Origin of the sequence: Bradyrhizobium sp. McL0615 (genome assembly GCF_049993905.1) — a bacterium.
Classification (GTDB): domain Bacteria; phylum Pseudomonadota; class Alphaproteobacteria; order Rhizobiales; family Xanthobacteraceae; genus Bradyrhizobium.
The window spans coordinates 2,446,026-2,472,482 of sequence record NZ_CP188254.1; the positions used below are offsets into that span (position 1 = coordinate 2,446,026).

The 26,457-nt window shown below is 63.3% G+C and carries 26 protein-coding genes; 19 read left to right on the top strand and 7 right to left on the bottom strand.

Features of this window, described 5'->3' with window-relative positions; all coding sequences use genetic code 11:
- Positions 1–73: 73 nt before the first annotated feature.
- Positions 74–637 carry a molybdenum cofactor biosynthesis protein B gene (gene moaB / locus ACPPVP_RS11750; protein WP_426534275.1) on the top strand — a complete coding sequence of 188 codons (564 nt, stop codon included), beginning with the start codon at positions 74–76 and terminating at the stop codon, positions 635–637.
- Positions 638–862: 225 nt separating this feature from the next.
- Here moaB and ACPPVP_RS11755 read toward each other — a convergent pair whose 3' ends face one another.
- Together ACPPVP_RS11755 and ACPPVP_RS11760 are read right to left on the bottom strand one after the other, a co-directional pair.
- A complete protein-coding gene (locus tag ACPPVP_RS11755) occupies positions 863–1,792 on the bottom strand; it encodes a bifunctional helix-turn-helix transcriptional regulator/GNAT family N-acetyltransferase (protein ID WP_426534277.1) in 930 nt (309 codons plus the stop codon).
- Positions 1,793–1,931: 139 nt separating this feature from the next.
- Positions 1,932–2,504, bottom strand: a complete 573-nt coding sequence (locus ACPPVP_RS11760) for a glycosyl transferase (protein WP_426534279.1) — start codon at positions 2,502–2,504, stop codon at positions 1,932–1,934.
- A gap of 189 nt (positions 2,505–2,693) precedes the next feature.
- Between ACPPVP_RS11760 and ACPPVP_RS11765 the strand changes: the two genes are divergently transcribed.
- From ACPPVP_RS11765 to ACPPVP_RS11790, 6 genes are all read left to right on the top strand, one after another.
- Positions 2,694–3,854 (top strand): PA0069 family radical SAM protein, encoded by a 1,161-nt coding sequence (locus ACPPVP_RS11765; RefSeq protein WP_426534281.1) that lies wholly within the window; start codon positions 2,694–2,696, stop codon positions 3,852–3,854.
- 93 nt (positions 3,855–3,947) lie between these two features.
- Positions 3,948–4,403, top strand: a complete 456-nt coding sequence (locus tag ACPPVP_RS11770; protein ID WP_426534283.1) for a VOC family protein — start codon at positions 3,948–3,950, stop codon at positions 4,401–4,403.
- Positions 4,404–4,511: 108 nt separating this feature from the next.
- Positions 4,512–5,039 (top strand): GNAT family N-acetyltransferase, encoded by a 528-nt coding sequence (locus tag ACPPVP_RS11775; protein ID WP_426534285.1) that lies wholly within the window; start codon positions 4,512–4,514, stop codon positions 5,037–5,039.
- 59 nt (positions 5,040–5,098) lie between these two features.
- Positions 5,099–5,878, top strand: coding sequence for a ribonuclease HII (locus ACPPVP_RS11780; RefSeq protein ID WP_426534287.1), 780 nt, complete (start codon positions 5,099–5,101; stop codon positions 5,876–5,878).
- Positions 5,879–5,958: 80 nt separating this feature from the next.
- Positions 5,959–7,467: a glycosyltransferase family 39 protein gene (locus tag ACPPVP_RS11785; RefSeq protein ID WP_426534289.1), complete on the top strand. Its 1,509-nt coding sequence runs from the start codon at positions 5,959–5,961 to the stop codon at positions 7,465–7,467.
- 22 nt (positions 7,468–7,489) lie between these two features.
- Complete coding sequence (locus ACPPVP_RS11790; RefSeq protein ID WP_426534291.1) at positions 7,490–8,101, top strand: hypothetical protein; 612 nt, start codon at positions 7,490–7,492, stop codon at positions 8,099–8,101.
- Between the two features lie 105 nt (positions 8,102–8,206).
- On the opposite strand, the gene ACPPVP_RS11795 is transcribed toward ACPPVP_RS11790, so the two are convergent.
- Entirely contained in the window at positions 8,207–9,025 is an 819-nt protein-coding gene (locus tag ACPPVP_RS11795) for a uracil-DNA glycosylase (RefSeq protein ID WP_426534293.1), read from the bottom strand.
- A gap of 133 nt (positions 9,026–9,158) precedes the next feature.
- On the opposite strand from ACPPVP_RS11795, the gene ACPPVP_RS11800 reads away from it, so the two are divergent.
- From ACPPVP_RS11800 to ACPPVP_RS11810, 3 genes are all read left to right on the top strand, one after another.
- The gene (locus ACPPVP_RS11800; protein ID WP_426534295.1) at positions 9,159–10,817 is read left to right on the top strand and encodes an electron transfer flavoprotein-ubiquinone oxidoreductase; all 1,659 of its coding nucleotides are present in this window, start codon (positions 9,159–9,161) and stop codon (positions 10,815–10,817) included.
- A 266-nt stretch (positions 10,818–11,083) separates the two neighbouring features.
- On the top strand, positions 11,084–12,865 hold the full coding sequence (locus ACPPVP_RS11805; protein WP_426534297.1) for a tetratricopeptide repeat protein: 1,782 nt from the start codon (positions 11,084–11,086) through the stop codon (positions 12,863–12,865).
- Positions 12,866–12,892: 27 nt separating this feature from the next.
- Positions 12,893–13,780, top strand: coding sequence for a 4-(cytidine 5'-diphospho)-2-C-methyl-D-erythritol kinase (locus ACPPVP_RS11810; RefSeq protein ID WP_426534299.1), 888 nt, complete (start codon positions 12,893–12,895; stop codon positions 13,778–13,780).
- Between the two features lie 102 nt (positions 13,781–13,882).
- Here the strand turns inward: ACPPVP_RS11810 and ACPPVP_RS11815 are convergent, their stop codons facing one another.
- Entirely contained in the window at positions 13,883–14,512 is a 630-nt protein-coding gene (locus ACPPVP_RS11815; protein WP_426534301.1) for a LysE family translocator, read from the bottom strand.
- A gap of 112 nt (positions 14,513–14,624) precedes the next feature.
- A complete protein-coding gene (locus ACPPVP_RS11820) occupies positions 14,625–15,635 on the bottom strand; it encodes a polyprenyl synthetase family protein (protein ID WP_426534303.1) in 1,011 nt (336 codons plus the stop codon).
- Between the two features lie 133 nt (positions 15,636–15,768).
- Between ACPPVP_RS11820 and ACPPVP_RS11825 the strand changes: the two genes are divergently transcribed.
- The 7 genes from ACPPVP_RS11825 (at position 15,769) to ACPPVP_RS11855 (ending at position 21,995) form a co-directional block, all read left to right on the top strand.
- Complete coding sequence (locus tag ACPPVP_RS11825) at positions 15,769–15,996, top strand: DUF2007 domain-containing protein (protein WP_426534305.1); 228 nt, start codon at positions 15,769–15,771, stop codon at positions 15,994–15,996.
- On the top strand, positions 15,989–16,756 hold the full coding sequence (locus ACPPVP_RS11830) for a tRNA1(Val) (adenine(37)-N6)-methyltransferase (RefSeq protein WP_426534307.1): 768 nt from the start codon (positions 15,989–15,991) through the stop codon (positions 16,754–16,756). Before ACPPVP_RS11825 ends, ACPPVP_RS11830 begins: the two co-directional genes overlap by 8 nt.
- 259 nt (positions 16,757–17,015) lie before the next feature.
- Positions 17,016–17,927, top strand: a complete 912-nt coding sequence (locus ACPPVP_RS11835) for a S49 family peptidase (protein ID WP_426534309.1) — start codon at positions 17,016–17,018, stop codon at positions 17,925–17,927.
- Positions 17,928–18,048: 121 nt separating this feature from the next.
- Complete coding sequence (locus ACPPVP_RS11840) at positions 18,049–18,237, top strand: hypothetical protein (RefSeq protein WP_426537804.1); 189 nt, start codon at positions 18,049–18,051, stop codon at positions 18,235–18,237.
- A 120-nt stretch (positions 18,238–18,357) separates the two neighbouring features.
- Entirely contained in the window at positions 18,358–19,293 is a 936-nt protein-coding gene (locus ACPPVP_RS11845) for a glycine--tRNA ligase subunit alpha (protein WP_426534311.1), read from the top strand.
- Positions 19,293–21,389 carry a glycine--tRNA ligase subunit beta gene (gene glyS, locus ACPPVP_RS11850; RefSeq protein WP_426534313.1) on the top strand — a complete coding sequence of 699 codons (2,097 nt, stop codon included), beginning with the start codon at positions 19,293–19,295 and terminating at the stop codon, positions 21,387–21,389. The genes ACPPVP_RS11845 and glyS overlap by 1 nt, the downstream gene beginning before the upstream one ends.
- 3 nt (positions 21,390–21,392) lie before the next feature.
- Positions 21,393–21,995 carry a class I SAM-dependent methyltransferase gene (locus ACPPVP_RS11855; protein ID WP_426534315.1) on the top strand — a complete coding sequence of 201 codons (603 nt, stop codon included), beginning with the start codon at positions 21,393–21,395 and terminating at the stop codon, positions 21,993–21,995.
- A gap of 338 nt (positions 21,996–22,333) precedes the next feature.
- On the opposite strand, the gene ACPPVP_RS11860 is transcribed toward ACPPVP_RS11855, so the two are convergent.
- Positions 22,334–22,696, bottom strand: coding sequence for a DUF1236 domain-containing protein (locus tag ACPPVP_RS11860; RefSeq protein WP_426534317.1), 363 nt, complete (start codon positions 22,694–22,696; stop codon positions 22,334–22,336).
- 232 nt (positions 22,697–22,928) lie between these two features.
- Between ACPPVP_RS11860 and ACPPVP_RS11865 the strand changes: the two genes are divergently transcribed.
- Positions 22,929–23,084: a DUF3096 domain-containing protein gene (locus ACPPVP_RS11865; protein WP_324420301.1), complete on the top strand. Its 156-nt coding sequence runs from the start codon at positions 22,929–22,931 to the stop codon at positions 23,082–23,084.
- A gap of 92 nt (positions 23,085–23,176) precedes the next feature.
- Entirely contained in the window at positions 23,177–26,062 is a 2,886-nt protein-coding gene (gene ppdK / locus ACPPVP_RS11870; RefSeq protein WP_426534320.1) for a pyruvate, phosphate dikinase, read from the top strand.
- A 41-nt stretch (positions 26,063–26,103) separates the two neighbouring features.
- On the opposite strand, the gene ACPPVP_RS11875 is transcribed toward ppdK, so the two are convergent.
- A complete protein-coding gene (locus tag ACPPVP_RS11875; protein WP_426534322.1) occupies positions 26,104–26,385 on the bottom strand; it encodes a hypothetical protein in 282 nt (93 codons plus the stop codon).
- Between the last annotated feature and the right edge of the window lie 72 nt (positions 26,386–26,457).

Here is a 26,457-nt window from a genome sequence, read left to right on the forward strand (position 1 = left end):
TAGTTGAAGGCGCGTTGTAGCTTGAAGACGAGGATGCCCGGCGCAAGGCCGGGCATGACGGGAAGAAGCGGTCATGTCCTCCATCGATGAAGCAAAACAATTCGTGCCGCTCAACATCGCGGTGCTGACGGTCTCCGACACGCGGACGCTCGCGGATGACAAGTCGGGCACCACGCTGGCGGAGCGGCTGACGGCCGCCGGCCATCAGCTTGCCGCGCGCGAGATCATCGTCGACGACGTCGATGCGATCCGCATCATCATCAAGCGATGGATCGCCGACGAGAGCATCGATGCGATCATCACGACCGGCGGAACCGGTTTCACCGGCCGCGACGTGACGCCGGAGGCGATCGAGCCATTGTTCGAAAAGCGGATGGACGGCTTTTCGATCGCCTTCCACATGCTGAGCCACGCCAAGATCGGCACCTCGACGGTGCAGAGCCGCGCCACCGCGGGCGTGGCGGGCGCGACCTTCATCTTCTGCCTGCCGGGATCGCCGGGCGCCTGCCGCGATGCATGGGACGGCATCCTCGCCGCCCAGCTCGATTACCGCACGCGGCCCTGCAATTTCGTCGAGATCATGCCGCGGCTCGACGAGCACCTGCGGCGGCCTAAAGCCCAAGGCGCGTCGGCCTGACCGGCTGCTTCGTAGGATGGGTAGAGCGAAGCGAAACCCATCATCTCTCCGCGCGTGGGATTGATGGGTTTCGCTTCGCTCTACCCATCCTACAACTGGCGAACCACGCCGATATCGTGCGCCACATGCCGCGATACCATTCTTCGCGCAACGCATGGGCGCGCTTGATGTAAAAATCGAGAAGGTCCGGCGTGACGCGCCGCGGGGTATCGCGACGCCCCGGCTTCAAAGTTCGAGTTCCCAGGTTTCGCCGACCAGGTCTTGGCCGAAGCTGCGGTGGGACTCGGTGGCGACCAGTTTGAACTCAGCCTCCTGATAGATTTTGCGGGCGGCCACGAGGATGCTCTGGGTCCACAGCGTGATCCGGTGATAGCCGCAGGCCTTCGCGAACGCGATGCATTCGCCGACCAGCCGTTGACCCAATCCCTGTCCACGCCCGGCTGGATCGACCAGCAGCAGTCGCAGCTTGGCGACATCGTCGGTGTGCCGCACCAGGAATATCGAACCGACCTGCGCGCCTTCGATATCGGCGATCCAGCAACGCTCTCGCGACACGTCGAATGAAGCGATGAATTTCGCCGCGATCTCGGCGACGAGACCTTCGAAAGAGGAATCGAAGCCGTATTCGCGCGCATAGAGCGCGCCGTGGCTCTGCACCACCCATCCCATGTCGCCGGGGCGCGGCTCGCGTAACGTCGCCGGTCGTGGTGCGGCACTGCCATCGCCGAGCAGTCGCTCGATGTCGGCCATTGCCCCGATCAGGCGCTCCCGGCTGCCGTTCGGCAGCGAGCCAAGCATCGCCGCGACGTCGTCCTTTGAACTGCGCTCGAGTTTTGCGAACGCCTGCCGCCCCTTGGCCGTCAATGCGAGCTGGTATTGCCGACGGTCGGACGGCAGCGGTTCGCGGGTGATCAACCCGGCTTCATCGAAATTCTGCACGATCCGGCTGAGATAGCCGGCATCGAGACCCAGTTCGGCGCCGATCTCCTTGGCCGAGAGATCCTGGCGGTGGGCGAGTTCGTACAGCACCCGCGCCTCGCTCAGCGAGTACGGGCTCTTCAGGAGCTGCTGGTCCAGCACGCCGAGCTTGCGGGTGTAGAAGCGGTTGAAGGCGCGGACGGCCGCGACTTCCTGTTCGGAATCCGGTTGGGGCATGGCATTACCTCGATAATTGCCATTGTCAAATATATAGTTGCCTTTGGCAAGTATATTCTGATGGCATGCATCCGGCGAGGCGGTCAGGCCCGTCCTACTTTGCATGGGGTTGTTTTGCGATTTTTGGATCTGCGCCGCGCTAGGCGACGACAATGATCCGGCTACGCAACTGGGTGCGCGAGGCGCGGCCGAGCTGGCGCAACAGCCGCGTCTCGGAACGGCGGGAATCCGGCCGGTAGCCGCCAAGCCGCTCATAATGATCGCGCGCGATCAGCAGCCCCTGTTCCGCCGACGGCCCGGTAATCATGCGGGCGACGAACTTGAAGCCGTCGCGCAGCCGCGCGTCGGAATAGGGCGAGCGGGCGTAGCGAAACACCCCCGCGCGCGGCCGGTCGCTGCTCGATACGTTCTGGATGAATTGCGTGGTCTCTTCGATCCACCCGTTGTCGAGCACCGCGCCGGCATGCAGGAACATCAGCCATGGCGAGCGCGCCGCCCGCGCGCCGGCGGCCAATGCCGCGGCGCGTGTTCCTTCAAACGCCAGAAAGCTGCAGCCGGCGACGTCGGCCACCCGTTCGATGACGCCGTTGGCGGCCCTGTCGACCAACAGTACCTCGCGGATGACGCCGGCGGCGGCGCCCGGCACCAGCGCCGCCAGCGTTGCGACGGCGGGCTGCTCGACCCCTTCGGTTGGAATGATCACGCTCAACATGAATGAGGCTTCGGTGGCTCAAACGGGGAAAAACGCTGCACTGTTATCACCTTGTCATAATCAAAGCAGCCGTTGGCGTGCAGTTTTTTGCGGCATCTGGCGCGAATGCCATTCCGACATCTGCGCCTCGCTGTGAATTGTTGTTGATGATGTTCTTGATTTGTTCCTTTGACGTGCTATGTTCGCTCCATGAGCCGAGCATCCTCTCATGCCCTCAAGCACCCGCCGGTCACGGCGCCCTCCGAACCGGCGGGTGCGACACCTTTTGCCGAGCTTGCGGTCGCGATCGAGAGCAAGCGGCGGCGCGGACGCGGTGCGCAGTCCAACGCGAGCGGCCGGTTCGAGGCCGAAGCGCGGGTCGCCTTCGACGATGGCTGGCAAAGCCTGGACGAACTGCCGCCGTTCAAGACCACGGTGACGCTCGATACCTCGCGCAAGGTCATCACCCGCAACGAGTCGCCCGACATCGGCTTCGACCGTTCGATCAATCCCTATCGCGGCTGTGAACATGGCTGCGTCTATTGCTTCGCGCGGCCGACGCATGCGTTTCTCGGACTGTCGCCCGGGCTCGATTTCGAATCCAAGCTGCTGATCAAGCCCGACGCGCCGGAATTGCTCGAGAAGGAATTGGCTGCCTCGGGTTACGAGCCGCGCATGATCGCGATCGGTACCAACACCGATCCCTACCAGCCGATCGAACGCGAGCACAAAATCATGCGCGGGATTCTCGAAGTGCTTGATAGAGCCGGCCATCCCGTCGGCATCGTCACCAAATCGGCGCTGGTGACGCGTGACATCGATATTCTGCAGCGGATGGCGAAGCGAAATCTGGTCAAGGTCGCGATTTCAGTGACCACGCTCGATCCCAAGCTGGCGCGCACCATGGAGCCACGCGCCTCGACGCCGCCGAAGCGGCTGGAGGCGCTGCGGCAATTGTCGGAGGCCGGCATTCCCGCGACCGTCATGGTCGCGCCGATTATCCCGGCGCTGAACGATTCCGAGATCGAACGCATTCTCGATGCCGCAGCCCATGCCGGCGTCAAGGAAGCAAGCTACGTGCTGCTGCGGCTGCCGCTGGAAGTACGCGATCTGTTTCGCGAATGGCTGATGGCGAACTATCCCGACCGTTATCGTCACGTCTTCGCCCTGATCCGCGACATGCGCGGCGGGCGTGACTACGACTCGCAATGGGGAACGCGGATGAAGGGCACCGGCCCGATGGCCTGGATGATCGGGCGGCGCTTCGAGATCGCCTGCGAAAAGCTCGGCCTCAACAAGCGCCGCTCGAAACTGACCACCGATCATTTCGTCAAGCCGAAGCGCAGCGGACAGCAACTGAGTTTGTTCTGATCGTCATTGCGAGCGAAGCGAAGCAATCCATCTATCCGTCATGCTGCGACATGGATTGCTTCGCTGCGCTCGCAATGACGCGGAGGGAGTAGCATGAGTACAAAATTGCAGGCGCCAACCCCGCGGTTCACGATTATCACCCTCGGCGTCAATGACATCCGCGCCAGCATCGCTTTTTACGAGGCGCTTGGTTTTGTCAGGAAAATGCGCGCGACCGGCGAGGCGGTCGCCTTCTTCGATACCGGCGGCACGGTGATCGGGCTTTTCCCGTGGGATCAACTCGCCGCCGACGCCACGCTGCCGGATCAGCCGCGGCCGAAAGCCTTTCGCGGAGCGACGCTCGCCTGGAATTGCGGCTCCGTCGAAGAGGTCGATACGGTGCTGGATTTCGCAATCTCCTGCGGCGCCTCGCTGTTGAAGCCCGCGCACAAGACCGATTACGGCGGTTACTCCGGCTATTTCAGCGATCCCGATGGTCACCCCTGGGAAGTCGTGGTCGCGCCCGGCATCGAAGTCGGCGCCGACCGGCGGGTTCACCTGCCGGATTAGAGCCCGCGATGGTATGGCCTGCCGCTTCTCTCTGCCGGTGAATTGCCGTATTGCGGCGTGATGGACCAGAAGCCCGCATTGGTATCGGAACAGCAGCCGCTCGTCATCTTGACGACGCCGCGCCTGATTCTGCGCGCAGCGGTCGAAGAGGACATATCGATCCTGCAAGATCTGGTCTTCGGCGACGGCGAGGTGATGCGCTTTGCATTTTCCGGGACGCCGATGGCCGGGGACGCCGCCGAAGATTTCATCCGAAGATTTTTCACCTTCGGCAGCAGCCCCACGGGGTTTGCGGTCCTGACGGAAAAGCCTGCGGGCGACATCATCGGCTTTGCCGGCCTGGCCCCCTGCGGCGCACTGGGAGCCGACGATTTTGAAATCGGGTTTGTCCTGGCGCGCCGGGCATGGGGCAGGGGGATCGCAACCGAAATCGGCGAGGCGCAGCTGGTTTTTGGGTTTGAGCAACTCAAATGCGGCAGGTTGCTCGGGCTGGTCGATCCGCGAAATGCACCTTCCATTCATGCGCTCGAGAAGCTCGGCATGCGCCATCTGGAGACGATTGCGGACCCCAGGCGCGGAAGTCGGGGCGTTTATGTGATTGAGGCCGCGGCGTGGCGACGGCGGCGCGCTGAATAACGGGAATTGCGCCGGGTTTCCAGTTGCGCGGTGCTGCGCGCTTGCGCACGATCCCGGCCATGATTCGGGACAAGTCCGCCAAGAAGATCGAGAAGAAAGCCGGCAAGGAACAAGCCAGGCCGCTCAAGGGCGTCATCGCGGTCGCGCCGCCGAGCTTTCGCCGCGAACGGACGCTGATCAAGCGCGGCGTCTGGCCGGTCGCCGGCTGCGACGAGGCCGGGCGCGGTCCGCTGGCGGGTCCGGTGGTCGCCGCCGCCGTCGTGCTGGACCCGACGCGAATCCCCAAGGGGATCGACGATTCCAAGCGGCTGACCGCCGAGCGCCGCGAGGAATTGTTCGAGGAGATCTGCGCGACGTCGTCCTTTGCGGTCGCCTTTGCTTCGCCGGCGCGGATCGATCGCGACAATATCCTGCGCGCCTCGCTCTGGGCGCTGGCCCGCGCGGTCCGCGCGCTGCCCGAGATGCCGCAGCATGTGTTCGTCGACGGCCGCGACAAGATCGACGTACCCTTCGACTGCGATGCGGTGATCGGCGGCGACGGCATTGTCATGTCGATCGCCGCCGCCTCGATCATCGCCAAGGTAACGCGCGACCGCCTGATGAGCGCATTGGCGCTGGATTGTCCGGGCTATGGCTTCGAGAAACATAAGGGCTATGCCGTGCCGGAACATCGCGAGGCCCTGGACCGGTTGGGCCCCAGCATCCACCACCGCCGATTTTTCGCCCCGGTCATTGCCGCGCGGCAGAAACATTACCCTGAAACAGTCGAAGAGACGGTCGAGCCCGATCTTTTTACCGTGGATGGTGAGATTACTTCCGAGATCTCAGCCACGATCTGAGGCCGGTTGCCTCGGCGGCGCGTGCGCTCTATCAAACGTCTTGGGGACAGGGTCGCTCGGCCCGTGCATTCGGACGTTTCATGCGCTTCACCTCGCTGGTTGTCGAACTGATCCGCGCGCGGCCGCGGCTGGTGGTCTGGATCGTGGTGCTGGTCCAGGCCGGCCTTTGGCTGTTCCTGCCGATGCTGCTCTACCGCAGCCCGCCCGGCGACCTTGCGACCGTGCTGGCGTTCGGCCGGGAATACCAGGTCGGAACCTGGCTCGGTCCGCCGCTGGCGTTCTGGCTCGCCGACATCTCCTTCCGCACCGCCGGCAACACCATGTTCGGCGTTTATCTGCTGGCGCAATCGTGCGCCGTCGTCACCTTCTGGATCTATTATCAACTGGCCCGCGCGATTGTCGGCGGGCAGCAGGCGGTGCTCGCGGTCCTGCTCTCGCTGACGGTGGTGGCATTCAGCTCGCCCGGTGTCGAGTTCGGCCCGCTGGTGCTGGCGCGTCCGCTATGGGCGCTGCTGCTGCTGCATTCCTGGCAATTGATCGGGCAGAACCGGCGCAACGCGTGGTTCGCCTGGTCGATCGAGGCCGGGCTGTTGCTGCTCACGACGTCAGCCGCGCCCATATTGCTGCTGCTGCTTGCCGGATTTGCCGCTGCCACCGAGCGTGGACGGCGTGTGGTGACGTCGCTCGATCCGCTCTATGCGCTGCTCGTGATCGTCGTGCTGGTGTTGCCCTATCTGATCTGGCTGCTCCGCGCCGACGCATTCGCGATGCCGCCATGGCCCGCGATCTCCGATCTCGGTGCGCGCGCCATGCAATGGGGCTGGCTGCTTGCAAGCCTGGTGCTCGCGATGTCTGCCATCGTGCTGCTGGTGATCCTCAATTCCGGCTGGTTTGCCCGCGATGCCGGGGAAGCGCCGATCATCTATCGGCCGCCGGTCGATCCGCTGGCGCGCGACTTCGTCTACTTCTTCGCCATCGCGCCGGCGCTGCTCGGCAGTTTCCTGGCCGGGCTGTTCAATTTCGACCACGTCGTGGGCGGCGCAGGCGTTGCGCTGCTGATGTCCGGGCTTGCCGTGATCGTGGCGACCGGCGATCTGCTCCACCTGCGGCGCCAGCGTGTGCTGCGTACGATTTGGGCCGCGGCGCTCGCCGCTCCCGCCCTCGCGGTGATCGCAACCACACTGTTTCTGCCGTGGACCGGATCTGCCGAAGTGCCGACCTCGCTGCCGGCGAAAGCGATTGCCGCATTCTTCGGCGACAATTTCGAACGGCGAACCAACCAGCGGCTGCGCGCCGTGGCCGGCGATCCGCAGCTGGCAAGTTTCATCGCGATGAGCCGCGGGCGCCCGCATCTGCTGCTCGATGCCACGCCGGAACGAACGCCGTGGCTATCGGTCGCGAAATTCAACCAGACCGGCGGCGTCGTGGTCTGGCGCGCCTCCGACACCTCGGGCACGCCACCTCCCGAGATCGCGCAACGCTTTCCGGGCCTGGTGCCGGAAGTGCCGCGCGCCTTCGAATGGATCGTGAACGGTCGTCAGCCGCTGTTGCGAATCGGCTGGGCCATCGTGCGGCCGAAGGCGCCGTAGCACTGGGAATGTAGGGCGAGACATGGAATTGAATCCGCCTGCCGGTTCGCAGATTTCGATCAATCGCAATGACCTCGATCCGACCATCATCATTCCGGCGGCCGCCAGCTCGACGCGCTATTTCGGCGGCATTTTCCTGCTATTTTGGCTGGGCGGATGGGTCATGGGCGAGACGTCCGCCATCACCCAACTGATGTCCGGGAAGGGCGGTGCCTTCATCATCTTCTGGCTCGGTGGCTGGACCGTCGGCGGAATCCTCGCAGCGCTTACGGCCTACCAGATATTTCGGCCGACCGTGCCCGAGACGCTGCAGCTGAAGCGCGGCAGCGTAGCCTACGATTCCGGGCTTCCGCCATTCGAACTCAATTCGCATACCCGGAACAAAAGCTTCCGGGACTACTGGAGCTCGCTCCTTTCAAGGCGGGTCCGCACTGATCTTGATCGGCAGAAGTTGCAAACCCTACGCCTGCGCGAGACCGACACTGGCAACCGCCTGACCATCGACCTCGGCGCGCAACGTCTGGAGCTGGCGTCTCAGGCCAGCGAGGTCGAGCGCGAATGGCTGGCTCGTCTGCTGGCGAAGCGTTACGGCCTGACACAAGCGTTGCCGGGCCGCGAGGTCGCGGATGCTTGAATAAATCCGTAGGGTGGGCAAAGCGAAGCGTGCCCACCATCACGAGCACGGACCGGATGGTGGGCACGCTTCGCTTTGCCCACCCTACGAAGCTGACCAGCGCAGCTAGTTACCGAGCGCCTTCGCGATCGCGCGCAAATCCAGCCACGACATCCGCTTGTAGGACGGCGAGCGCAGCAAATACGCCGGATGAAATGTCGCCATGGCGCGGATGGTGCGGGTGCCAGTGTCGTAGTCGAACCATTTGCCGCGGGTCTTCATGATGCCATCGCGGGTCGACAGCAGCGTTTGCGTCGACGGATTGCCGAGCGTCACCAGCACGTCCGGGTTCACGAGTTCGATCTGCCGCTGGATGAACGGCAGACAGATTTGCGTTTCCTGCGGCGTCGGCGTCCGGTTGCCGGGCGGGCGCCACGGGATCACGTTGGCGATGTAGGCCTTGCTGCGGTCGAGCCCGATGGCCGCGATCATCCGGTCGAGCAACTTGCCGGAGCGGCCGACGAACGGCAAGCCCTCGATGTCCTCGTCGCGCCCGGGCGCTTCGCCGACGAACATGATGCGCGCTTGCGGATTGCCGTCGGCAAACACCAGCCGCGTCGCGGTGTTTTTCAGCGCGCAGCCGTCGAAATTTTCCAGCAGCGCCCGTAGTTCTTCCAGCGTCGGCGCCGTTCGCGCCGCTTCGCGCGCAATCGCGATGGCCGCTTCCGGCAGCGGCGCTATTTCGCTGCGCGGAACTGCCGGCGCTGCTGTGGGCGTTTCCCGCAACGTGCGGGGTGGCGCCGTCTCGCGGACCGGGACGGGGGCGGCAGGGGCGTCGGGCTCGCTCAGCCGATCGACCGGCTCCTCCGCCAACGCGCAATCGACCCCGGCCTCCAGATAAAAGGCCAGCAATTGCCTGACATTAGGCGCGGGTTCAGGGATCAAATCCATTATGCCAATGTAATATGGATCGCGTCGGCGTGAAACGCCTCGCATTGCATTTCCATGGTTGTCCTCTCGCTAAAAATCGGAAACAACGAGCCTTTAGAGCCGTTCTCAATCGGGCTGAGATCAGATCATGAGTGCAGAAGAACTTCCTCCCCGCGAATCCATGGAATTCGACGTCGTGATCGTCGGCGCCGGGCCGTCGGGCCTGGCTGCTGCGATCCGGCTGAAGCAACTCAATGCCGATCTTAGCATCGTCGTGGTGGAGAAGGGGTCCGAGGTCGGCGCGCATATCCTGTCGGGCGCCGTGATCGATCCGGTCTCGCTCGACAAGCTGATCCCGGACTGGCGCGAGGACGCCGATTGCCCGCTGAAGACGCAGGTCAACGACGACCGGTTCTACTGGACCACGGCGGCCAGCGCGATCCGGCTGCCGGGCTTCGCCATGCCACCGCTGATGAGCAACCATCACTGCTATATCGGCTCGCTTGGCGATGTCTGCCGCTGGCTGGGACCGAAAGCGGAGGCGCTCGGCGTCGAAATCTATCCGGGCTTTGCCGCGGCCGAAGTGCTGTACGACGACAATGGGGCGGTCCGTGGCATTGCGACCGGCGACATGGGCGTCGGCAGGGACGGCAAACCAAAGGATTCCTTCACCCGCGGCATGGAGCTGCTCGGAAAATACACGCTGTTCGCCGAAGGCGCGCGCGGCAGCCTCAGCAAGCAGCTGATCTCGAAATACTCGCTCGACGCCAACAGCGAACCGGCGAAATTCGGCATCGGATTGAAGGAAGTCTGGGAGATCGATCCCGCCAAGCACCAGAAGGGCCTGATCCAGCATTCGTTCGGCTGGCCCTTGAACAATTCGACCGGCGGCGGCTCGTTCCTCTACCATTACGACGACAACAAGGTGGCGGTCGGTTTTGTCGTGCATCTCAATTACGACGATCCCTATCTGTCGCCGTTCGACGAATTCCAGCGCTTCAAGACGCATCCTGCCATTCGCACGGTATTCGAGGGCGGCAAGCGGATTTCCTATGGCGCGCGCGCGATCACCGAGGGCGGTTATCAGTCGGTGCCACGCTTGAGTTTCCCGGGCGGCGCGCTGATCGGCTGTGCGGCGGGATTTGTGAACGTGCCGCGCATCAAGGGCGTGCACAATGCGATGGGTAGCGCCATGCTCGCCGCCGAACATGTCGCCGCAGCGCTCGGTGCCGGCCGCGCCAATGACGAACTGGCCGAATACGAAAACGCCTGGCGGGATTCCGCCGTCGGTAAAGACCTGCACCGGGTCCGTAACGTCAAGCCGCTATGGTCCAAGTTCGGCACCATCATCGGCGTGGCGCTCGGCGGCTTCGACATGTGGTGCAACACACTGGGCTTCTCGCTGTTCGGGACCCAGTCGCACGCCAAGCCCGACCGCAAGACGCTGGATGCGGCGAAGACGCACACCCCGATCGCCTATCCCAAGCCGGACGGCAAGCTGAGTTTCGACAAGCTGTCCTCGGTGTTCCTCTCCAACACCAACCATGAAGAGGACCAGCCGGTTCACCTCAAGGTCGCCGACATGAACCTGCAGAAGACGTCCGAGCACGACGTCTACGCCGGTCCGTCGAACCGCTATTGCCCGGCCGGCGTCTATGAATGGGTCGAGGAGACCGCAGGCCCGCGCTTCCAGATCAACGCGCAGAACTGTGTCCACTGCAAAACCTGCGACGTGAAGGACCCCAACGGCAATATCACCTGGGTTCCGCCGGAGGGCGGCGGCGGGCCCAACTATCAGGGCATGTAGAGAGGCCGGATCAACCACGATTGCGTGAGGTGGAGGAGGGTGATACCGCCTCCGGTCACGATACCGCCATAGTAAAAGCGTTTCCGGGTTAGGCTGGCTAAATCGGAGCCCTAAGGGCTTAATCTGCCAATCGATTCGCCAACCCCTATCCTTGCGGTTGAGGGCCAAAAGCGGCATTGTCGCTGACCGAGATGCCGCCGCTTGGGTTTGCATTCGAGACTGATCGTAACGATCCTGCCATACATCCTGGAGCTAGGCGAACCGTGATGCTTTCCACTCGTATGAACCGTTGGACGATCGCTGCAGTTACTCTCGCCGCACTGGCCGCGCCGGCTGCGGTTTTGGCCCAGACGCCCGAACACACGGGCGATAACTCCGCGCAATTCCCCAGCAAGGTCGATCTGAAATCGCTGACCACGTCCGGCAGCTATCTGGCTGCGCGGCACGCCAGCGTCGAGCGCGACGCAGCTTCGGCGGCGGCGTTCTATCGCTCCGCGCTGCGCACCGATCCGAAGAACAACGAACTGCTGGACCGCGCCTTTATCTCCTCGCTGGCCGACGGCGACATCGATGAAGCGGTGAAGCTCGCCGATCGCATCCTGACGATGGACAAGGCGAACCGCGTCGCGCGGCTCGTGGTCGGCGTCCGTGACCTCAAGCAGAAGAAATATCCGGCGGCACAGCTCAACATCAACCAGTCGATCCGCGGACCGATCACCGACCTGGTGGCGACGCTGCTGTCGGGCTGGGCGAGCTACGGCGCGGGCGATGCCAAGGCGGCGGTTGCCGGTATCGACAAGCTGACCGGCCCCGAATGGTATCCGATCTTCAAGGATCTCCACACCGGCATGATCCTCGAGATCTCGGGCAAGGACAAGGACGCCGGCACGCGGTTCGAGCGCGCCTACAAGCTCGACGATTCGATGCTGCGCGTGTCCGACGCCTATGCGCGCTGGTTGTCGCGCAACAAGGACAGCGCGGCGGCGACCGCCATTTACGAAGCATTCGACAAGAAGCTGCCGCGGCATCCGCTGGTGCAGGAAGGGCTGCGCGACACCAAGGCCGGCAAGAAGCTGCCGCCGCTGGTCGATTCGGCGCAGGCCGGCGCGGCCGAGGCGCTGTATGGCATCGGCGCCACGCTAACCCGCCGCGGCGGCGAGGATCTGGCGCTGGTCTATTTGCAGCTCGCGCTCTATTTGCAGCCCAATCATCCGCTGGCGCTGCTGTCGCTCGCCGATCTCTATGAGTCGGTGAAGAAGCCTCAGATGGCGATCAAGGTCTACGAGCGCATGCCGGCCAGCTCGCCGCTCAAGCGCAACGCGCAGATCCAGCTCGCCACCAATCTCGACGCCGCCGACCGTAGCGACGAGGCGATCAAGATCCTGAAAGGCGTCACCGCCGAAGCGCCAAAGGACATCGAGGCCATCATGGCGCTCGGCAACATCGAGCGCGGCCGCAAGAAGTTCAGCGATTGCGCCGCGACCTATACGCAGGCGATCGATGCGACGCCCGGGGTGACTGACAAGAATACCTGGGTCACCTATTATTATCGCGGCATTTGCGAGGAACGTTCCAAGCAGTGGAACAAGGCCGAAGTCGACATGCGCAAGGCGCTGGAGCTGCAGCCCGAGCAGCCGCATGTGCTGAACTATCTCGGCTATTCCTGGATCGACCAGGGCATCAACCTCGACGAAGGCATGAAGATGATCAAGCGTGCCGTCGATCAGCGCCCCGACGACGGCTACATCGTCGATTCATTGGGCTGGGCGTTTTACCGAATCGGTAACTTCGAGGACGCGGTGAAGAATCTCGAACGCGCGATCGATCTCAAGCCCGAGGATCCGACCATCAACGACCATCTCGGCGATGCCTATTGGCGCGTCGGGCGAACGCTGGAAGCCAAATTCCAGTGGGCCCATGCCCGCGACCTCAAGCCCGAGGCGGAGGAATTGCCGAAGATCGAAGCCAAGATTACCAACGGTCTGCCCGAGGACACCTCTTCTGCGGCTTCCGCCGACAAGAAGAAGGAAGACGGCAAGGGCGGCTGAGGCAAGGATTTCAGGGGCTGTTCGGCAATGCCGGTATTGAGTGATGATGCTTGCGCCAAGGTCAACCTGACCTTGCGGGTGAACGGCCGGCGTGCGGATGGCTATCACGATCTCGAAAGCGTGGTGGCGTTTGCCGACTGCGCCGACCGGCTGACGCTGACGCCGGGCTCCGATTTGAATTTGAAGACGACGGGACCGCTGGCGGAGGCTTGCGGCGATACGTCGGACAATCTGGTGCTCAAGGCCGCGCGCCTGTTGGCCGAGCGCGTACCCGGCATGAAGGCCGGCAGTTTCTCGCTCGACAAGGTCTTGCCCGTGGCGGCCGGAATCGGCGGCGGGTCGGCCGATGCCGCAGCCGCCCTGCGGCTGCTTTCGCAGTTGAACGGGCTTGCGCTCGACGATCCCCGCATCATCGAAGTGGCGCAGCTGACCGGCGCCGACGTGCCGGTCTGCGTCAATTCACGCGGCTGCGTCATGACCGGCGTCGGCGAAACGCTGCAGCCGCTCAGCCTGCCCAAAATGCCCTGCGTGATGGTCAATCCCGGCGTTCCCGTCGCGACCAAGGACGTTTTCAAGGCGCTCGGCCTGCGCAATGGCGAATTGCTGGTCGGCGCCACCGACGTGTTGCTGCGGGACCGGTCGTGGCCTGATGAGGACGCATCGCTCGAAGACTGGGTTGAAGCGCTCGCCGCCAGTTCCAACGATCTGGAAGCGCCCGCCATGCGCGTCCAGCCCGTGATCTCTGAGGTCATTGCGGCGCTCAACGCCACCAACGGCGCCTGGCTGGCGCGGATGTCCGGATCGGGCGCCACCTGCTTTGCGATCTACGAAAATACCGCCGAAGCCGGCCGCGCGGCGGAAAAACTCCGGCGCGATCACCCCAAATGGTGGGTGCATGCTGGAACGTTGAGCTAAGCCGATTTCGTAGGGTGGGCAAAGGAGCGTCAGCGACGTGCCCACCATCTATCCCAATGACGCGTGAATGGTGGGCACGCTTCGCTTTGCGCACCCTACGCGCTAACTCGCCAGCCGCCGCGCGAACGCCAGCGAAACGCCGAGGCCGGCGATGAACAGCCCCGAGCCCTGCCGCAATCGTTGAAGCAAATTCGGGTTGCGCGTGAGACCGCGGCGCGCCGTCGCGGCCATCATCACCACGACGACATCTGCCAGCGTGTTGAGCGCCACCGAGATCAGGCCGAGTGTGATGAACTGAAGTGCGACGTAGCCGCCGGCCGGGTCGACGAATTGCGGAATGAAGGCCAGAAAGAACGCCGCGGTCTTCGGGTTCAGCGCTTCGACCAGCACGCCTTCCCGAAACACCCGCGGTGTACCCGCAGTCATAGCCTGTCGCGGCAGCAGATCGCGCGCCTCGCGAAACGTCTTGAGGCCAAGCCAGACCAGATAGAGCGCGCCGGCGAATTTGAGCGCGGTGAACAGTTCGGCACTGGCAAGGATGATCGCCGAGACGCCAAGCCCGCCCGCGATCACATGCACCAGTCCGCCAAGCGCCGTTCCAAATGTCGATGCGATGCCGGCGCGTTTTCCGCCCGACAGCGTCCGTGCCGCGACGTAGAAGATGCCGGGGCCGGGCACGGCGGCGATCACAATCGCGGCCAGGAGAAACAATGTGAAACTGGTGCCGCTCAATGCGATCCCTCTTGTAGGATGGGTAGAGCGAAGCGAAACCCATCAATTGTCGCCAAGGGGATAGATTGATGGGTTTCGCTACGCTCTACCCATCCTACGGACTGCAATCCAATCAATGCGACCGCGCCAAACAAAACGCCACGACTTGCTCCAGCGCGGTCTTCATCGGCGAGGCCGGGAACAGCGCCAGCGCGTCGACGGCCATTGCGCCGTAATGCTGGGCGCGGCTGATCGTGTCTTCCAGCGCGCGGTGCTTGGTCATCAGGCCGATGGCATGATCGAGGTCGCTGTCGCCGATCTCGCCGCGCTCCAGCGCCTTGATCCAGAACTTGCGCTCGCTGTCGTTGCCGCGGCGGAATGCCAGCACCACGGGCAGCGTGATCTTGCCCTCGCGGAAATCGTCGCCGATGTTCTTGCCGAGCTTGGCGGCCTTGCCACCATAATCCAGCACGTCGTCGACGAGCTGGAACGCGATGCCGAGATTCATGCCGACCGAGCGGCACGCGGTCTGTTCGGCCTTCGGCCGGTTGGCGATCACGGGTCCGACTTCGCAGGCGGCGGCGAACAGTTCGGCCGTCTTGCCCCTGATCACGGCGAGGTATTCGTCTTCGGTGGTCGCGGTGTTCTTGGCCGCCGCAAGCTGCATCACTTCGCCTTCGGCGATGGTGGCCGCGGCGGAGGAGAGAATGTCGAGTGCGCGCAGCGAGCCGACCTCGACCATCATACGAAATGCCTGGCCGAGCAGGAAGTCGCCGACCAGCACGCTTGCCTCATTGCCCCACAGCATCCGCGCCGACAGCTTGCCGCGGCGCAGTTCGCTCTCGTCGACCACGTCGTCATGCAACAGGGTAGCGGTGTGCATGAACTCGACGGAAGCCGCGAGCTTGATATGGCCGTCGCCGGAATAGCCGGTGAGGTTGGCCATCGCCAGGGTCAGCATCGGGCGGAGACGCTTGCCACCGGATGAGATCAGGTGGTTGGCGACTTCCGGAATCATGGTGACTTCAGACCCCGTCCGCGACAGGATCGTGGCGTTGACCCGCTCCATGTCGGCGGCAACAAGCCCAACCAGCGCATCTATCGAAGCGTTCGACGGGCTTTCGAAGGGTACAATAACCGCCACGCGGGTCTCCAATTTTGGCCAATTCGCACTATCCTTGTTCTACAATAGAAAGTGCCGGCTGAGGCGGCAAGGGCAGGTAGCGGTTGACAGACCCTGCGCCGCCGTCGCACCCCGGCGAAAAGGAGAGCGTCACGTGCGGGAATTGGTCAGGACCAACGATATCGTGCTGGTTTCCGCCGTCGGTGCGCTGCTCGACGGCGCCAATATCCATCATTTGGTGCTGGACCAGAACATGAGCGTCATCGAGGGATCGCTCGGCATCCTGCCGCGCCGAATCCTGGTTCACGAGGACGACAATCGCGAGGCCCGCCAGTTGCTGGCCGAGGCGGGCCTGGCTCACGAATTGCGCCCCGATGACTGACCCCGTCCTTGAACTCACCGAGGATGCGTTTCTCGGCGGGCAATTACGCGTGAGGCAACTGAAGTCGGGACATCGCGCCGGTCACGATGCGGTGTTGCTGGCTGCGGCGACCGCAGCCCGTTCGGGCGACCGCGTGGCCGATCTCGGCGCCGGGGTCGGAGTCGCAGGCTTGGCGGTAGCCAGGCGCGTGGCAGGCATCGATCTGGTTCTGGTCGAGATCGATGCGGCGCTCGCCGGCCTTGCGCGCGCCAATGCGGATGCCAATGCGATCGCCGCTGACGTGATCGTGATCGATGTGGAAGCTGACGCCACAGCTTTTGCCGCTGCCGGATTGGCTCCGGATAGCGTCGATGCGGTGCTGATGAATCCGCCCTTTAACGATCCCGCGCGGCATCGCGTTTCGCCGGACACCGCGCGCGGGATCGCGCATATGGCGACCGCAACGACGCTCGCGAAATGGGTTCACGCGGCGCGGCGCATTCTCAAATCGAAGGGAGTGCTGACGCTGATCTGGCGCGCCGATGGGATTGCCGAGGTGCTCTCGGCGCTAGATTACGGTTTCGGGAGCTTGCAGGTCCTGCCGGTTCATGGCGAGGCGCGGGGGCCTGCCAACCGCATCCTGGTGCGCGCCACCAAGGGGGGGCGAGCACCAACGCAGATCCATTCTGCCCTAATGCTCAATGATGAGTCAGGCGTGCCCAATAAAAGGGTGCAGGAGATTTTAGCCGGGAAGGGGAGCTTGCCGCTCGCGAACCCGTAAAGGCGGGTCGCACACCCAGTTCCAGGCCCAGGACGCTATTGCGGAAGCGTCTCTGACTGTTGTTTGGGCGCCGACGTAAAGTGGATCGCTGCCAGAAGGCTGCCGATGAGCATGATCAGCAGGTAGATTTTCATGTCAGTCTCCGCTGCGCCATTGCAGCTTTAACGTCTGCAATGCAAAAGGCGTTCCGGCCCAAAAAAGTGTTCCGGCCTTTGCATGACAGTGGCGCGATAAAAAATGGTTAATTCGAGGTAACGGCATGAGTGAACAAATAAGTGATCGAGCGGGATTGCCGAACCTCATTGACAGGGTGAAGCAACTCATTCCGGCAAAATTCCGGCGCGATGCCGCGATCGTTCCGGTGGTGCGTTTGTCGGGCGTCATCGGCGCGGTGACGCCGTTGCGGCCGGGCCTGACGCTGGCGGGCATCGCCAAGACGCTCGAACGCGCATTCGCGACCAAACATGCCAAGGCGGTGGCGCTGGTGATCAATTCGCCCGGCGGCTCGCCGGTGCAGTCGCGGCAGATCTATCTGCGGATCAGGCAATTGGCCGTGGAAAAGAAACTGCCGGTGCTGGTGTTCGTCGAGGACGTCGCGGCGTCGGGCGGCTATATGATCGCCTGCGCCGGCGACGAGATTTTTTGCGATCCGTCCTCGATCCTCGGCTCGATCGGCGTGGTCGGCGGCGGTTTTGGTTTTCAGGACTTGATCAAGCGTATCGGCGTCGAGCGGCGGCTTTATACGGCAGGCAAGCACAAGGCGATGCTCGACCCGTTCCTGCCAGAAGATCCCCACGACGTGGCGCGGCTGAAGGCGCTTCAGCGCGAGATCCACGCCATCTTCATCGCACTGGTCAAGGACAGCCGCGGCGCGCGCCTCAAGGGCTCCGAGGACATGCTGTTCACCGGCGAGTATTGGGCGGGCGAGACGTCGGTGTCGCTGGGCCTTGCCGACCAGATCGGCGACATCCGCTCGACGCTGCGGGAGCGCTATGGCGAGAAGGTGCTGACGCCCGTGATCGCGCCCGCGAGCGGGATGTTCGCAGGGCTGCTCGGCCGGCGGTCACCGGGGGCGGGCGCGCTCGCCGCTCTCGACGGTATCGGGGGATTGCCGGACGATCTGATTTCGGCGCTGGAGACACGGGCGATCTGGGCCAAGTTCGGATTTTAGAAATCAAATTGAAGTCAACGGGCCGCGCCATTTAGTCCCAAAAGCGGAATTGCGGCGCGGGCCGGCTTGGGAGAGAATACGCGCCATTGGGGGCTGACACGTGAACGACAAGGATCGACAGATGCCGCCGCTGATCGCATTCGCGGGTGCCCTGGGTGGGCTCGCCGTGGTCCGATGGGCCTACAAGACTGCCGTCCGCATCAACAGGGAACTGGAAGAGGCGCGCATGGCCCGCGTCGCCGAGGCGCAGACGGGCGATATTCCGACGCTGCGCCGCGACCCGGTCACCGGCGCTTATCGGCCGGGTTAGGAGAAGCCCGCCTAGCAACCAATTGGGCGGTGCCATACCACCGGCACCGCCTTGATTCCCCGGCCCCGCGTCGATACGGTCCCGCGCTCTTAAACCCCCCTCGCGAGACCGATTCTGCCGATGGACGCACTTCCTGCCCATATGCGCCCGGAACGTTCGTTCCAGGGCTTCATCCTCGCCCTGCAACGGTTCTGGGCGGAGCAGGGCTGCGTGATCCTGCAGCCCTACGACATGGAAATGGGCGCCGGCACCTTCCATCCCGCGACGACGCTGCGCGCGCTCGGGCCGAAGCGCTGGAACGCGGCCTATGTGCAGCCCTCGCGACGGCCGAAGGACGGCCGCTATGGCGAGAATCCCAACCGGATGCAGCACTATTATCAGTTTCAGGTGATCATGAAGCCGTCGCCGCCGAACCTTCAGGACCTGTACCTGAAGTCGCTGGCCGCGATCGGCATCGATTCCAGCCTGCACGACATCCGCTTCGTCGAGGACGATTGGGAGAGCCCGACGCTCGGCGCGTGGGGGCTGGGCTGGGAGTGCTGGTGCGACGGCATGGAAGTCAGCCAGTTCACCTACTTCCAGCAGGTCGCGGGCGTCGAATGCGCGCCGGTAGCGGGCGAACTCACCTATGGGCTCGAGCGGCTGGCGATGTATGTGCAGGGCGTCGACCGCGTCTACGATCTCAATTTCAATGGCCGTGACGGCGCCGACAAGGTCACCTATGGCGATGTGTTCCTGCAGGCCGAGCAGGAATATTCCCGGCACAATTTCGAATATGCCGACACCACGATGCTGTTCGAGCAATTCAAGATGGCCGAGGACGCCTGCCGGAAATATCTCGCGGCCGGCTGGAAAGAGGGCGGCAATCAGAAGGAGCATCTGATGGCGCTGCCGGCCTATGACCAGTGCATCAAGGCAAGCCACGTCTTCAACCTGCTCGACGCCCGCGGCGTGATCTCGGTGACTGAAAGACAGAGTTATATCATGCGGGTGCGCGAACTGGCTAAGGCTTGCGGTGAAGCCTGGGTTCACACCGAAGCGGGCAGGGCGGTCTGATGCCTGATCTTCTGCTGGAACTGTTTTCCGAGGAAATCCCCGCGCGCATGCAGGCGAAGGCGGCGGACGATCTGCGCCGCATGGTCACCGACAAGCTCGTCGCCGAGGGATTGGTCTACGAAGGCGCGAAGGCGTTCGCCACGCCGCGCCGGCTGGCGCTCACCGTGCATGGCATTCCCGCGCGGCAGCCTGATTTGAAGACCGAACGCCGCGGACCGAAAATGGGCGCACCCGATGCGGCCGTGCAGGGTTTTTTGAAAGCGACCGGCCTCAAATCGCTCGATGAAGCAAAGATTCAACGCGATCCAAAGGGCGATTTCTACATCGCGCTGATCGAAAAGCCCGGCAGCGCCGCGATCGACGTGATCGCTGAGATTCTGCCGGTTATCATCCGCACCTTCCCCTGGCCGAAGTCGATGCGCTGGGGCGAGCGCTCGGCCAAATCGGGTTCGCTGTCCTGGGTGCGGCCGCTGCATTCGATCATCGCGACTTTTGGGCCCGAGACCGAAGAGCCCGACGTCGTGAAATTTTCCGTCGACGGCATCGAGACCGGCCAGACCACTTTCGGCCACCGCTTCATGGCGCCGGCCGCGATCTCTGTCCGCCGCTTCGAGGATTACGAAGCAAAGCTGAAGGCCGCAAAGGTCGTGCTCGACCCGCAGGCGCGCAAGGACATCATCCTCGCCGACGCCAAGCAATTGGCGTTCGCGCAAGGTTTTGAACTGGTCGAGGACCAGGTGCTGCTGGACGAGGTCGCCGGCCTCGTCGAATGGCCGGTCGCGCTGATGGGATCGTTCGACGAGGAGTATCTCACGATCCCGGATGAAGTGATCCGCGCCACCATCAGAAACAACCAGAAATGCTTTGTGGTCAGCGATCCCAAGACCGGCAAGCTGACCAACAAGTTCATCCTCACCGCCAACATCGAAGCTACCGACGGCGGCAAAACCATCATTGGCGGCAACGAGCGCGTGATCCGTGCGCGTCTAAGCGACGCAAAGTTCTTCTACGAGACCGACCTGAAGACGAAGCTGGAAGCGCGCTTGCCGAAATTCGAACAGATCGTGTTCCACGAGAAGCTCGGCACGCAGGCCGAGCGTATCAAGCGGATCGAACGGCTGGTGGCCGAGATCGCGCCACTGGTCGGCGCTGACGTCGAAAAGACCAAGCGTGCTGCGCATCTGGCGAAAGCCGATTTGCTCACCGAAGTCGTCGGCGAGTTCCCAGAGCTGCAAGGTTTGATGGGAAAATACTACGCGCTGGCGCAGGGCGAAGACGCCTCCGTCGCCGCCGCGAGCGAGGAGCATTACAAGCCGCAAGGGCCCGCCGATCGCGTACCGACCGATTCGGTAAGCGTCGCGGTCGCCTTGGCCGACAAGATCGACACGCTGGTCGGATTCTGGGCGATCGATGAAAAGCCGACGGGTAGCAAAGATCCATATGCGTTGCGGCGCGCGGCGCTGGGTGTCATCAGGCTGATCGTCGAGAATACGCTTCGGCTGCCGATCCTAAGTGTAGCGAAGTCGACCATAGCTGGTCTGCCGGCAAAGGGCGACGCTCAGAAACTTCCGGGCGATCTCCTCTCCTTCTTCGCCGATCGCCTGAAAGTCCAGCTCCGCGACCAGGGCGCGCGTCACGATCTCGTGGATGCCGTGTTCTCGCTCGGCGGCCAGGACGATCTGCTGTTGGTGGTCAGCCGGGTCGAGGCGCTTGGAAAGTTCCTTGACACCGACGACGGCAAGAACCTGCTTGCAGGGACCAAGCGGGCGAGTAACATCCTCTCGATCGAGGAGAAAAAGGACAAGCGCACGTTCGACGGCGCGCCCGATGCCGGGCTATACAAGCTGTCTGAGGAAAAGGCGCTCGCGAAGGCAATCGATCAGGTCAAGAGCGAGGCCGGTGCCGCCGTGCAGAGGGAAGATTTCGCCACCGCGATGGCTGCGATGGCAAAGCTGCGTCCGGCAGTCGATGCGTTCTTTGACAAGGTCAAGGTCAATGACGATGAACCCACGGTGCGCGAGAACCGACTAAAACTCCTGAACGAGATCCGCGCGGCGACCCGCGCGGTTGCGGATTTTTCGAAGATCGAAGGCTAGATCATGGACCGTCAGACGCTCGCCGCTTACGACCTGGATGCGGCGGCGTTCGCGAAGGATTGGCTCGGTCAACCGTCGCCCGTCGACCTGCAGGAAGTCGTGGAGCGATTTTTTGTGCGCGGCGGCAATTCGGCAGATATCGGCTGCGGCTGCGGCCGCGAGGTCGCCTGGCTTCACGCGAACGGATTTTCGGCCGTAGGCTTCGATGCCTCGGAAGGCCTGCTCACGGAGGCGCGCCGGCGTTACCCCTCCTTCAAGTTCGCGCAGGCCGAATTGCCCGAGCTGCGCGGGGTCGGCAGCTTCGATAACGTGCTGTGCGAAACCGTGATCATGCATCTCGACCGCAAGCAGATTGCGGCATCGGTTCGCCGTCTGCTCGATATCGTCAAGCCGAGCGGCATTCTCTATCTGAGCTGGCGCGTTACCGAGGGCGCCGACCAGCGCGACGCGCAGGGACGGCTTTACGCGGCGTTCGATCCGGCGGTGGTGCTGACGGAACTGAAGGGAACCACGGTATTGCTCGACGAAGAGGCGGTCAGCGCCTCATCGGGGAAGAAGATTCACCGGCTCGTGGTGAAGAAGCCGGGATTGGAAATTCGCGAGTAGCCCGTAGGGTGGGCAAAGCGCAGCGTGCCCACCAACGCTCTCACCTCACCAGCGATTTCAAGAACACAAGCCGATGTAATGGTGGGCACGGCGCGAAGAGCGCCTTTGCCCACCCTACGGCACTTCGCGCGTCCCGAAGGATGAGTGGCACCAGTGGGGCCACATGGTTCGAGACGGCGCTGCGCGCCTCCTCACCATGAGGGTTGAACGATTACAAGGCAGCCAATCACACAAACAAAACCCCGCCCGGAGGGGACGCCGGGCGGGGCTTCTGTCCGGTCGAATCTCGCGCACATCCGCTTGCGCGGCGCCCGGACCAATCGTTCAGGCTACTGAGGTCAATCGACCACCTGAACGATGCGACGCGAGCGCGGTTCGACCAGCACCGTCTGGCCGTTCACGACCGTGTAGCGATAGGGCGTCATCCCGAACGTTTGCGGCACGTCGTAATAGGTGACGCCGGATTCCGGCAGCACCCCGCCGACGATCACGCGCTCGGAGATCGTGTAGTTCGGCACGCGTTCACGCACGATGTATTCGCGGAAGGCCGGGCGCTGCTCGGCAACGATGCCTTCATGTTCGCCGACGACGACCGTGCTGCCGCCGGCTGTGCCTGTCGTGATCGTGGTCTGCGCCTGAGCCGCGATCGGGGCAGCGATCGCGCCGGCGATCGCTGCAATTGCAAATAGTCTGTTCCGCATGGTCAACTCCTTCGCGAGAAAGAGCGCCGGCTTTCGCCAGCGCACGACGCGGGGCCAATTCATCGCGCACGGCATTGTTCCGGAAAAGTGCGGCCTCATACGGGGCATTTCTGGGGAATTGTTGCGGAGCCTGGAACCCGTTGAAGCCGTGAGCGTCTTGCTATTCCGAAACCGCGCCAGCGGCTAAGTTGCCCCCCTCGATTCGATTCCCCCTCATCAGCTGGAGATTTCAATGACCATCACTGCTGCGCACATTTCCCCGATCGTCGCCCTGATCGCGGGAGTCTTGATTCTGATTATGCCGCGGTTCCTGAATTTCATCGTCGCCATCTACTTGATCGTCGTCGGCCTGGCCGGCCTCGGCGTGTTCAAGATGTTGAAGTTCTAGCGCGGGAAAGCACGGTTTCGCGGCTTGCGCGGAACCCCTCAAAATGGTGTAAGGCGCGCAATCTTCTCACCTTTTTTAGATAGTTGGAATCCATGGCCAAAGCCGTCGCGAAGTCCAAAAAAGCTGCAGCGAAGGCCGCAGTGAAATCTGCAGTGAAATCAAAGCCATCGGCCCGGCCCAAGGCCGTTACCGCGGCCCCTTCCGCCCGCAAGGCGCTGAAGAAGGCCGCCGCCAAGCCGGTCGCCAAGGTCGCGGCCAAGAAGGCCGTGGTCCGCAAGCCGGCCGTTGAGGCGGTAAAATCCGGCAAGTGGGTCTATACTTTCGGGGACGGTAAGGCAGAGGGCAAAGCAGGCCTGCGCGACCTCTTGGGCGGCAAGGGCGCCAACCTCGCCGAAATGGCCAATCTCGGCCTGCCGGTGCCTCCGGGCTTCACGATTCCGACCTCCGTCTGCACCTATTTCTACGCGCACGACAAATCCTATCCCGCCGCACTGAAGGCACAGGTCGAGAAGGCGCTCGACCATGTCGGCAAGCTGACCGGCAAGGCATTCGGCGATTCGAAGAATCCGCTTCTGGTCTCGGTTCGCTCCGGCGGCCGCGCCTCGATGCCGGGCATGATGGACACCGTGCTCAATCTCGGCCTCAACGACAAGACGGTCGAAGCGCTCGCCGAACTCTCCGGCGATCGCCGCTTCGCCTATGACAGTTATCGCCGCTTCATCACGATGTATTCGGACGTGGTGCTCGGCTTCGAGCATCATCACTTCGAGGACATCCTCGACACCTTCAAGGACGGCCAGGGCTATACGCTCGACACCGATCTCTCCGGCGACGACTGGGTCGAACTGGTCGGCAAGTACAAGGAAGCCGTGGCGCGCGAGACCGGCAAGGATTTCCCGCAGGATCCGCACGAGCAATTGTGGGGCGCGATCGGCGCGGTGTTCTCATCCTGGATGAATGCGCGCGCGGTCACCTACCGCCGCCTGCACGACATCCCGGAATCCTGGGGCACGGCCGTCAACGTCCAGGCCATGGTGTTCGGCAACATGGGCGAGACCTCCGCGACCGGTGTTGCGTTCACGCGAAATCCCTCCACCGGCGAAAGCAAGCTCTACGGCGAATTCCTGATCAACGCGCAGGGTGAGGACGTGGTGGCGGGCATCCGCACGCCGCAGGACATCACCGAGGAAGCGCGCCAGGAATCCGGCTCCGACAAGCCGTCGATGGAAAGCGCGATGCCGGAGGCGTTCAAGGAGCTGACGCGGTTCTACACGCTGCTCGAAAAGCACTACCGCGACATGCAGGACATGGAGTTCACGGTCGAGCAGGGCAAGTTGTGGATGCTGCAGACCCGCGGCGGCAAGCGCACAGCCAAGGCCGCGCTGCGCATCGCGGTCGAACTCGCCAATGAAGGCCTGATCTCGAAAAAGGACGCGGTGATGCGGATCGATCCGGCTTCGCTGGATCAATTGCTGCATCCGACCATCGATCCCGCAGCCAAGCGCGACGTGATCGCGACCGGCCTGCCGGCCTCACCGGGCGCGGCATCGGGCGAGATCGTGTTCTCCTCCGACGAAGCCGCAAAACTGCAGGCCGACGGCCGCAATGTCATTCTGGTGCGGATCGAGACCAGTCCGGAAGACATTCACGGCATGCACGCCGCCGAAGGCATTTTGACCACCCGCGGCGGCATGACCTCGCACGCCGCCGTGGTGGCGCGCGGCATGGGCAAGCCCTGCGTCTCCGGCTGCGGCGCCATTCGCGTCGATTACGGCCGCGGCACCATGAGCATCGGCTCGCGCACCTTCAAGACCGGCGACGTCATCACCATCGACGGCTCGCTGGGCCAGGTGCTGGCCGGCCGCATGCCGATGATCGAACCGAAACTGTCGGGCGAATTCGGCACGCTGATGGGCTGGGCCGATCAGGTTCGCAAACTCGGCGTTCGCGTCAACGCCGACACGCCGGAAGATGCGCGCACCGCCATCAAGTTCGGCGGCGAGGGCATCGGGCTGTGCCGCACCGAGCACATGTTCTTCGAGGAAACCCGCATCCGCACCGTGCGCGAGATGATCCTTTCCGAGGACGAGCAGTCGCGCCGTGCGGCGCTGTCAAAACTGTTGCCGATGCAGCGCGCCGATTTCGTCGAGCTGTTCGAGATCATGAAGGGCCTGCCGGTCACGATCCGTCTGCTGGATCCGCCGCTGCACGAGTTCCTGCCGCACACCCAGGCCGAGATCGAGGAAGTCGCGCGCGCGATGAATACCGATCCGCGCAAGCTTGCCGACCGCGCCCGCGATCTTGCCGAGTTCAATCCAATGTTGGGCTTCCGCGGCTGCCGCCTCGCTATTGCGTATCCTGAGATCGCCGAGATGCAGGCGCGTGCGATCTTCGAAGCGGCGGTTGAAGCCGAAAAGCGCACCGGCAAGGCCGTCGGCCTCGAGGTGATGGTGCCGCTGATCGCGACCAAGGCGGAGTTCGATCTGGTCAAGGCGCGGATCGATGCGATGGCGCAGTCGGTGATGAAGGAGACCGGCAAGAAGCTCGCCTATCAGGTTGGCACCATGATCGAGTTGCCGCGCGCGTGCCTGATGGCCGGCGACGTCGCTCAGACGGCGGAGTTCTTTTCGTTTGGCACCAACGACCTGACCCAGACCACCTACGGCATCAGCCGCGACGACGCCGCAAGCTTCCTCGGCACCTATGTCAGCAAGGGGATCCTGGAAATCGATCCGTTCATCTCGGTCGATCGCGATGGCGTCGGTGAACTGGTGAAGATCGGCGTCACCCGCGGTCGCAAAACGCGGCCCAATCTCAAGGTCGGCATTTGCGGCGAGCATGGCGGCGATCCTGCTTCCGTGGCGTTCTGCCACGAGATCGGGCTCGACTACGTCTCGTGCTCGCCCTATCGCGTGCCGATCGCCCGTCTCGCCGCAGCCCAAGCCGCGCTCGGCAAGACGGTCGCGAGCCAGGCGTAAGCAAAGCGCTCACTATCGACGGATACGACGTTATGCCCGGGCTAGCCCGGGCATTTCGCGTTTTGCGCAGGCGTAAGAGCCGTCATTGCGAGCGCAGCGAAGCAATCCATTCCTCCGTTATGCCGCACGATGGATTGCTTCGCTGCGCTCGCAATGACGGCTGAACGCTTCAGCCCAATAGCGTGAATTGGAACTCGCACGCGAAGTAGCGAGCTTCGCGCGCAGATGCGCATAAATTCTTCATCTTCTTCGTTGACGGGATATTTACCACTTTCATCGCGTGCCTGTTTACCAACACTTCTGATGCGATCCGCGAAAATCACGCGGCCTCTTGCGTGTAACACGCAGGCCACGTCGATTAACTCCCCGGCAACCTAAATTCGATACCAACAAAA

Bases quoted from the DNA above. Each gene is read 5' to 3' on its own strand.
- ACPPVP_RS11860 (WP_426534317.1), bottom strand. From the start codon at position 22,696: ATGCGGAACAGACTATTTGCAATTGCAGCGATCGCCGGCGCGATCGCT.
- moaB (WP_426534275.1), top strand. From the start codon at position 74: ATGTCCTCCATCGATGAAGCAAAACAATTCGTGCCGCTCAACATCGCG.
- ACPPVP_RS11845 (WP_426534311.1), top strand. From the start codon at position 18,358: ATGGACGCACTTCCTGCCCATATGCGCCCGGAACGTTCGTTCCAGGGC.
- ACPPVP_RS11800 (WP_426534295.1), top strand. From the start codon at position 9,159: ATGAGTGCAGAAGAACTTCCTCCCCGCGAATCCATGGAATTCGACGTC.
- ACPPVP_RS11760 (WP_426534279.1), bottom strand. From the start codon at position 2,504: ATGTTGAGCGTGATCATTCCAACCGAAGGGGTCGAGCAGCCCGCCGTC.
- ACPPVP_RS11755 (WP_426534277.1), bottom strand. From the start codon at position 1,792: ATGCCCCAACCGGATTCCGAACAGGAAGTCGCGGCCGTCCGCGCCTTC.
- ACPPVP_RS11835 (WP_426534309.1), top strand. From the start codon at position 17,016: ATGAGTGAACAAATAAGTGATCGAGCGGGATTGCCGAACCTCATTGAC.
- ACPPVP_RS11770 (WP_426534283.1), top strand. From the start codon at position 3,948: ATGAGTACAAAATTGCAGGCGCCAACCCCGCGGTTCACGATTATCACC.
- ACPPVP_RS11830 (WP_426534307.1), top strand. From the start codon at position 15,989: ATGACTGACCCCGTCCTTGAACTCACCGAGGATGCGTTTCTCGGCGGG.
- ACPPVP_RS11780 (WP_426534287.1), top strand. From the start codon at position 5,099: ATGATTCGGGACAAGTCCGCCAAGAAGATCGAGAAGAAAGCCGGCAAG.
- ACPPVP_RS11785 (WP_426534289.1), top strand. From the start codon at position 5,959: ATGCGCTTCACCTCGCTGGTTGTCGAACTGATCCGCGCGCGGCCGCGG.
- ACPPVP_RS11805 (WP_426534297.1), top strand. From the start codon at position 11,084: ATGCTTTCCACTCGTATGAACCGTTGGACGATCGCTGCAGTTACTCTC.
- ACPPVP_RS11810 (WP_426534299.1), top strand. From the start codon at position 12,893: ATGCCGGTATTGAGTGATGATGCTTGCGCCAAGGTCAACCTGACCTTG.
- ACPPVP_RS11790 (WP_426534291.1), top strand. From the start codon at position 7,490: ATGGAATTGAATCCGCCTGCCGGTTCGCAGATTTCGATCAATCGCAAT.
- ACPPVP_RS11855 (WP_426534315.1), top strand. From the start codon at position 21,393: ATGGACCGTCAGACGCTCGCCGCTTACGACCTGGATGCGGCGGCGTTC.
- glyS (WP_426534313.1), top strand. From the start codon at position 19,293: ATGCCTGATCTTCTGCTGGAACTGTTTTCCGAGGAAATCCCCGCGCGC.
- ACPPVP_RS11765 (WP_426534281.1), top strand. From the start codon at position 2,694: ATGAGCCGAGCATCCTCTCATGCCCTCAAGCACCCGCCGGTCACGGCG.
- ACPPVP_RS11840 (WP_426537804.1), top strand. From the start codon at position 18,049: ATGCCGCCGCTGATCGCATTCGCGGGTGCCCTGGGTGGGCTCGCCGTG.
- ACPPVP_RS11865 (WP_324420301.1), top strand. From the start codon at position 22,929: ATGACCATCACTGCTGCGCACATTTCCCCGATCGTCGCCCTGATCGCG.
- ppdK (WP_426534320.1), top strand. From the start codon at position 23,177: ATGGCCAAAGCCGTCGCGAAGTCCAAAAAAGCTGCAGCGAAGGCCGCA.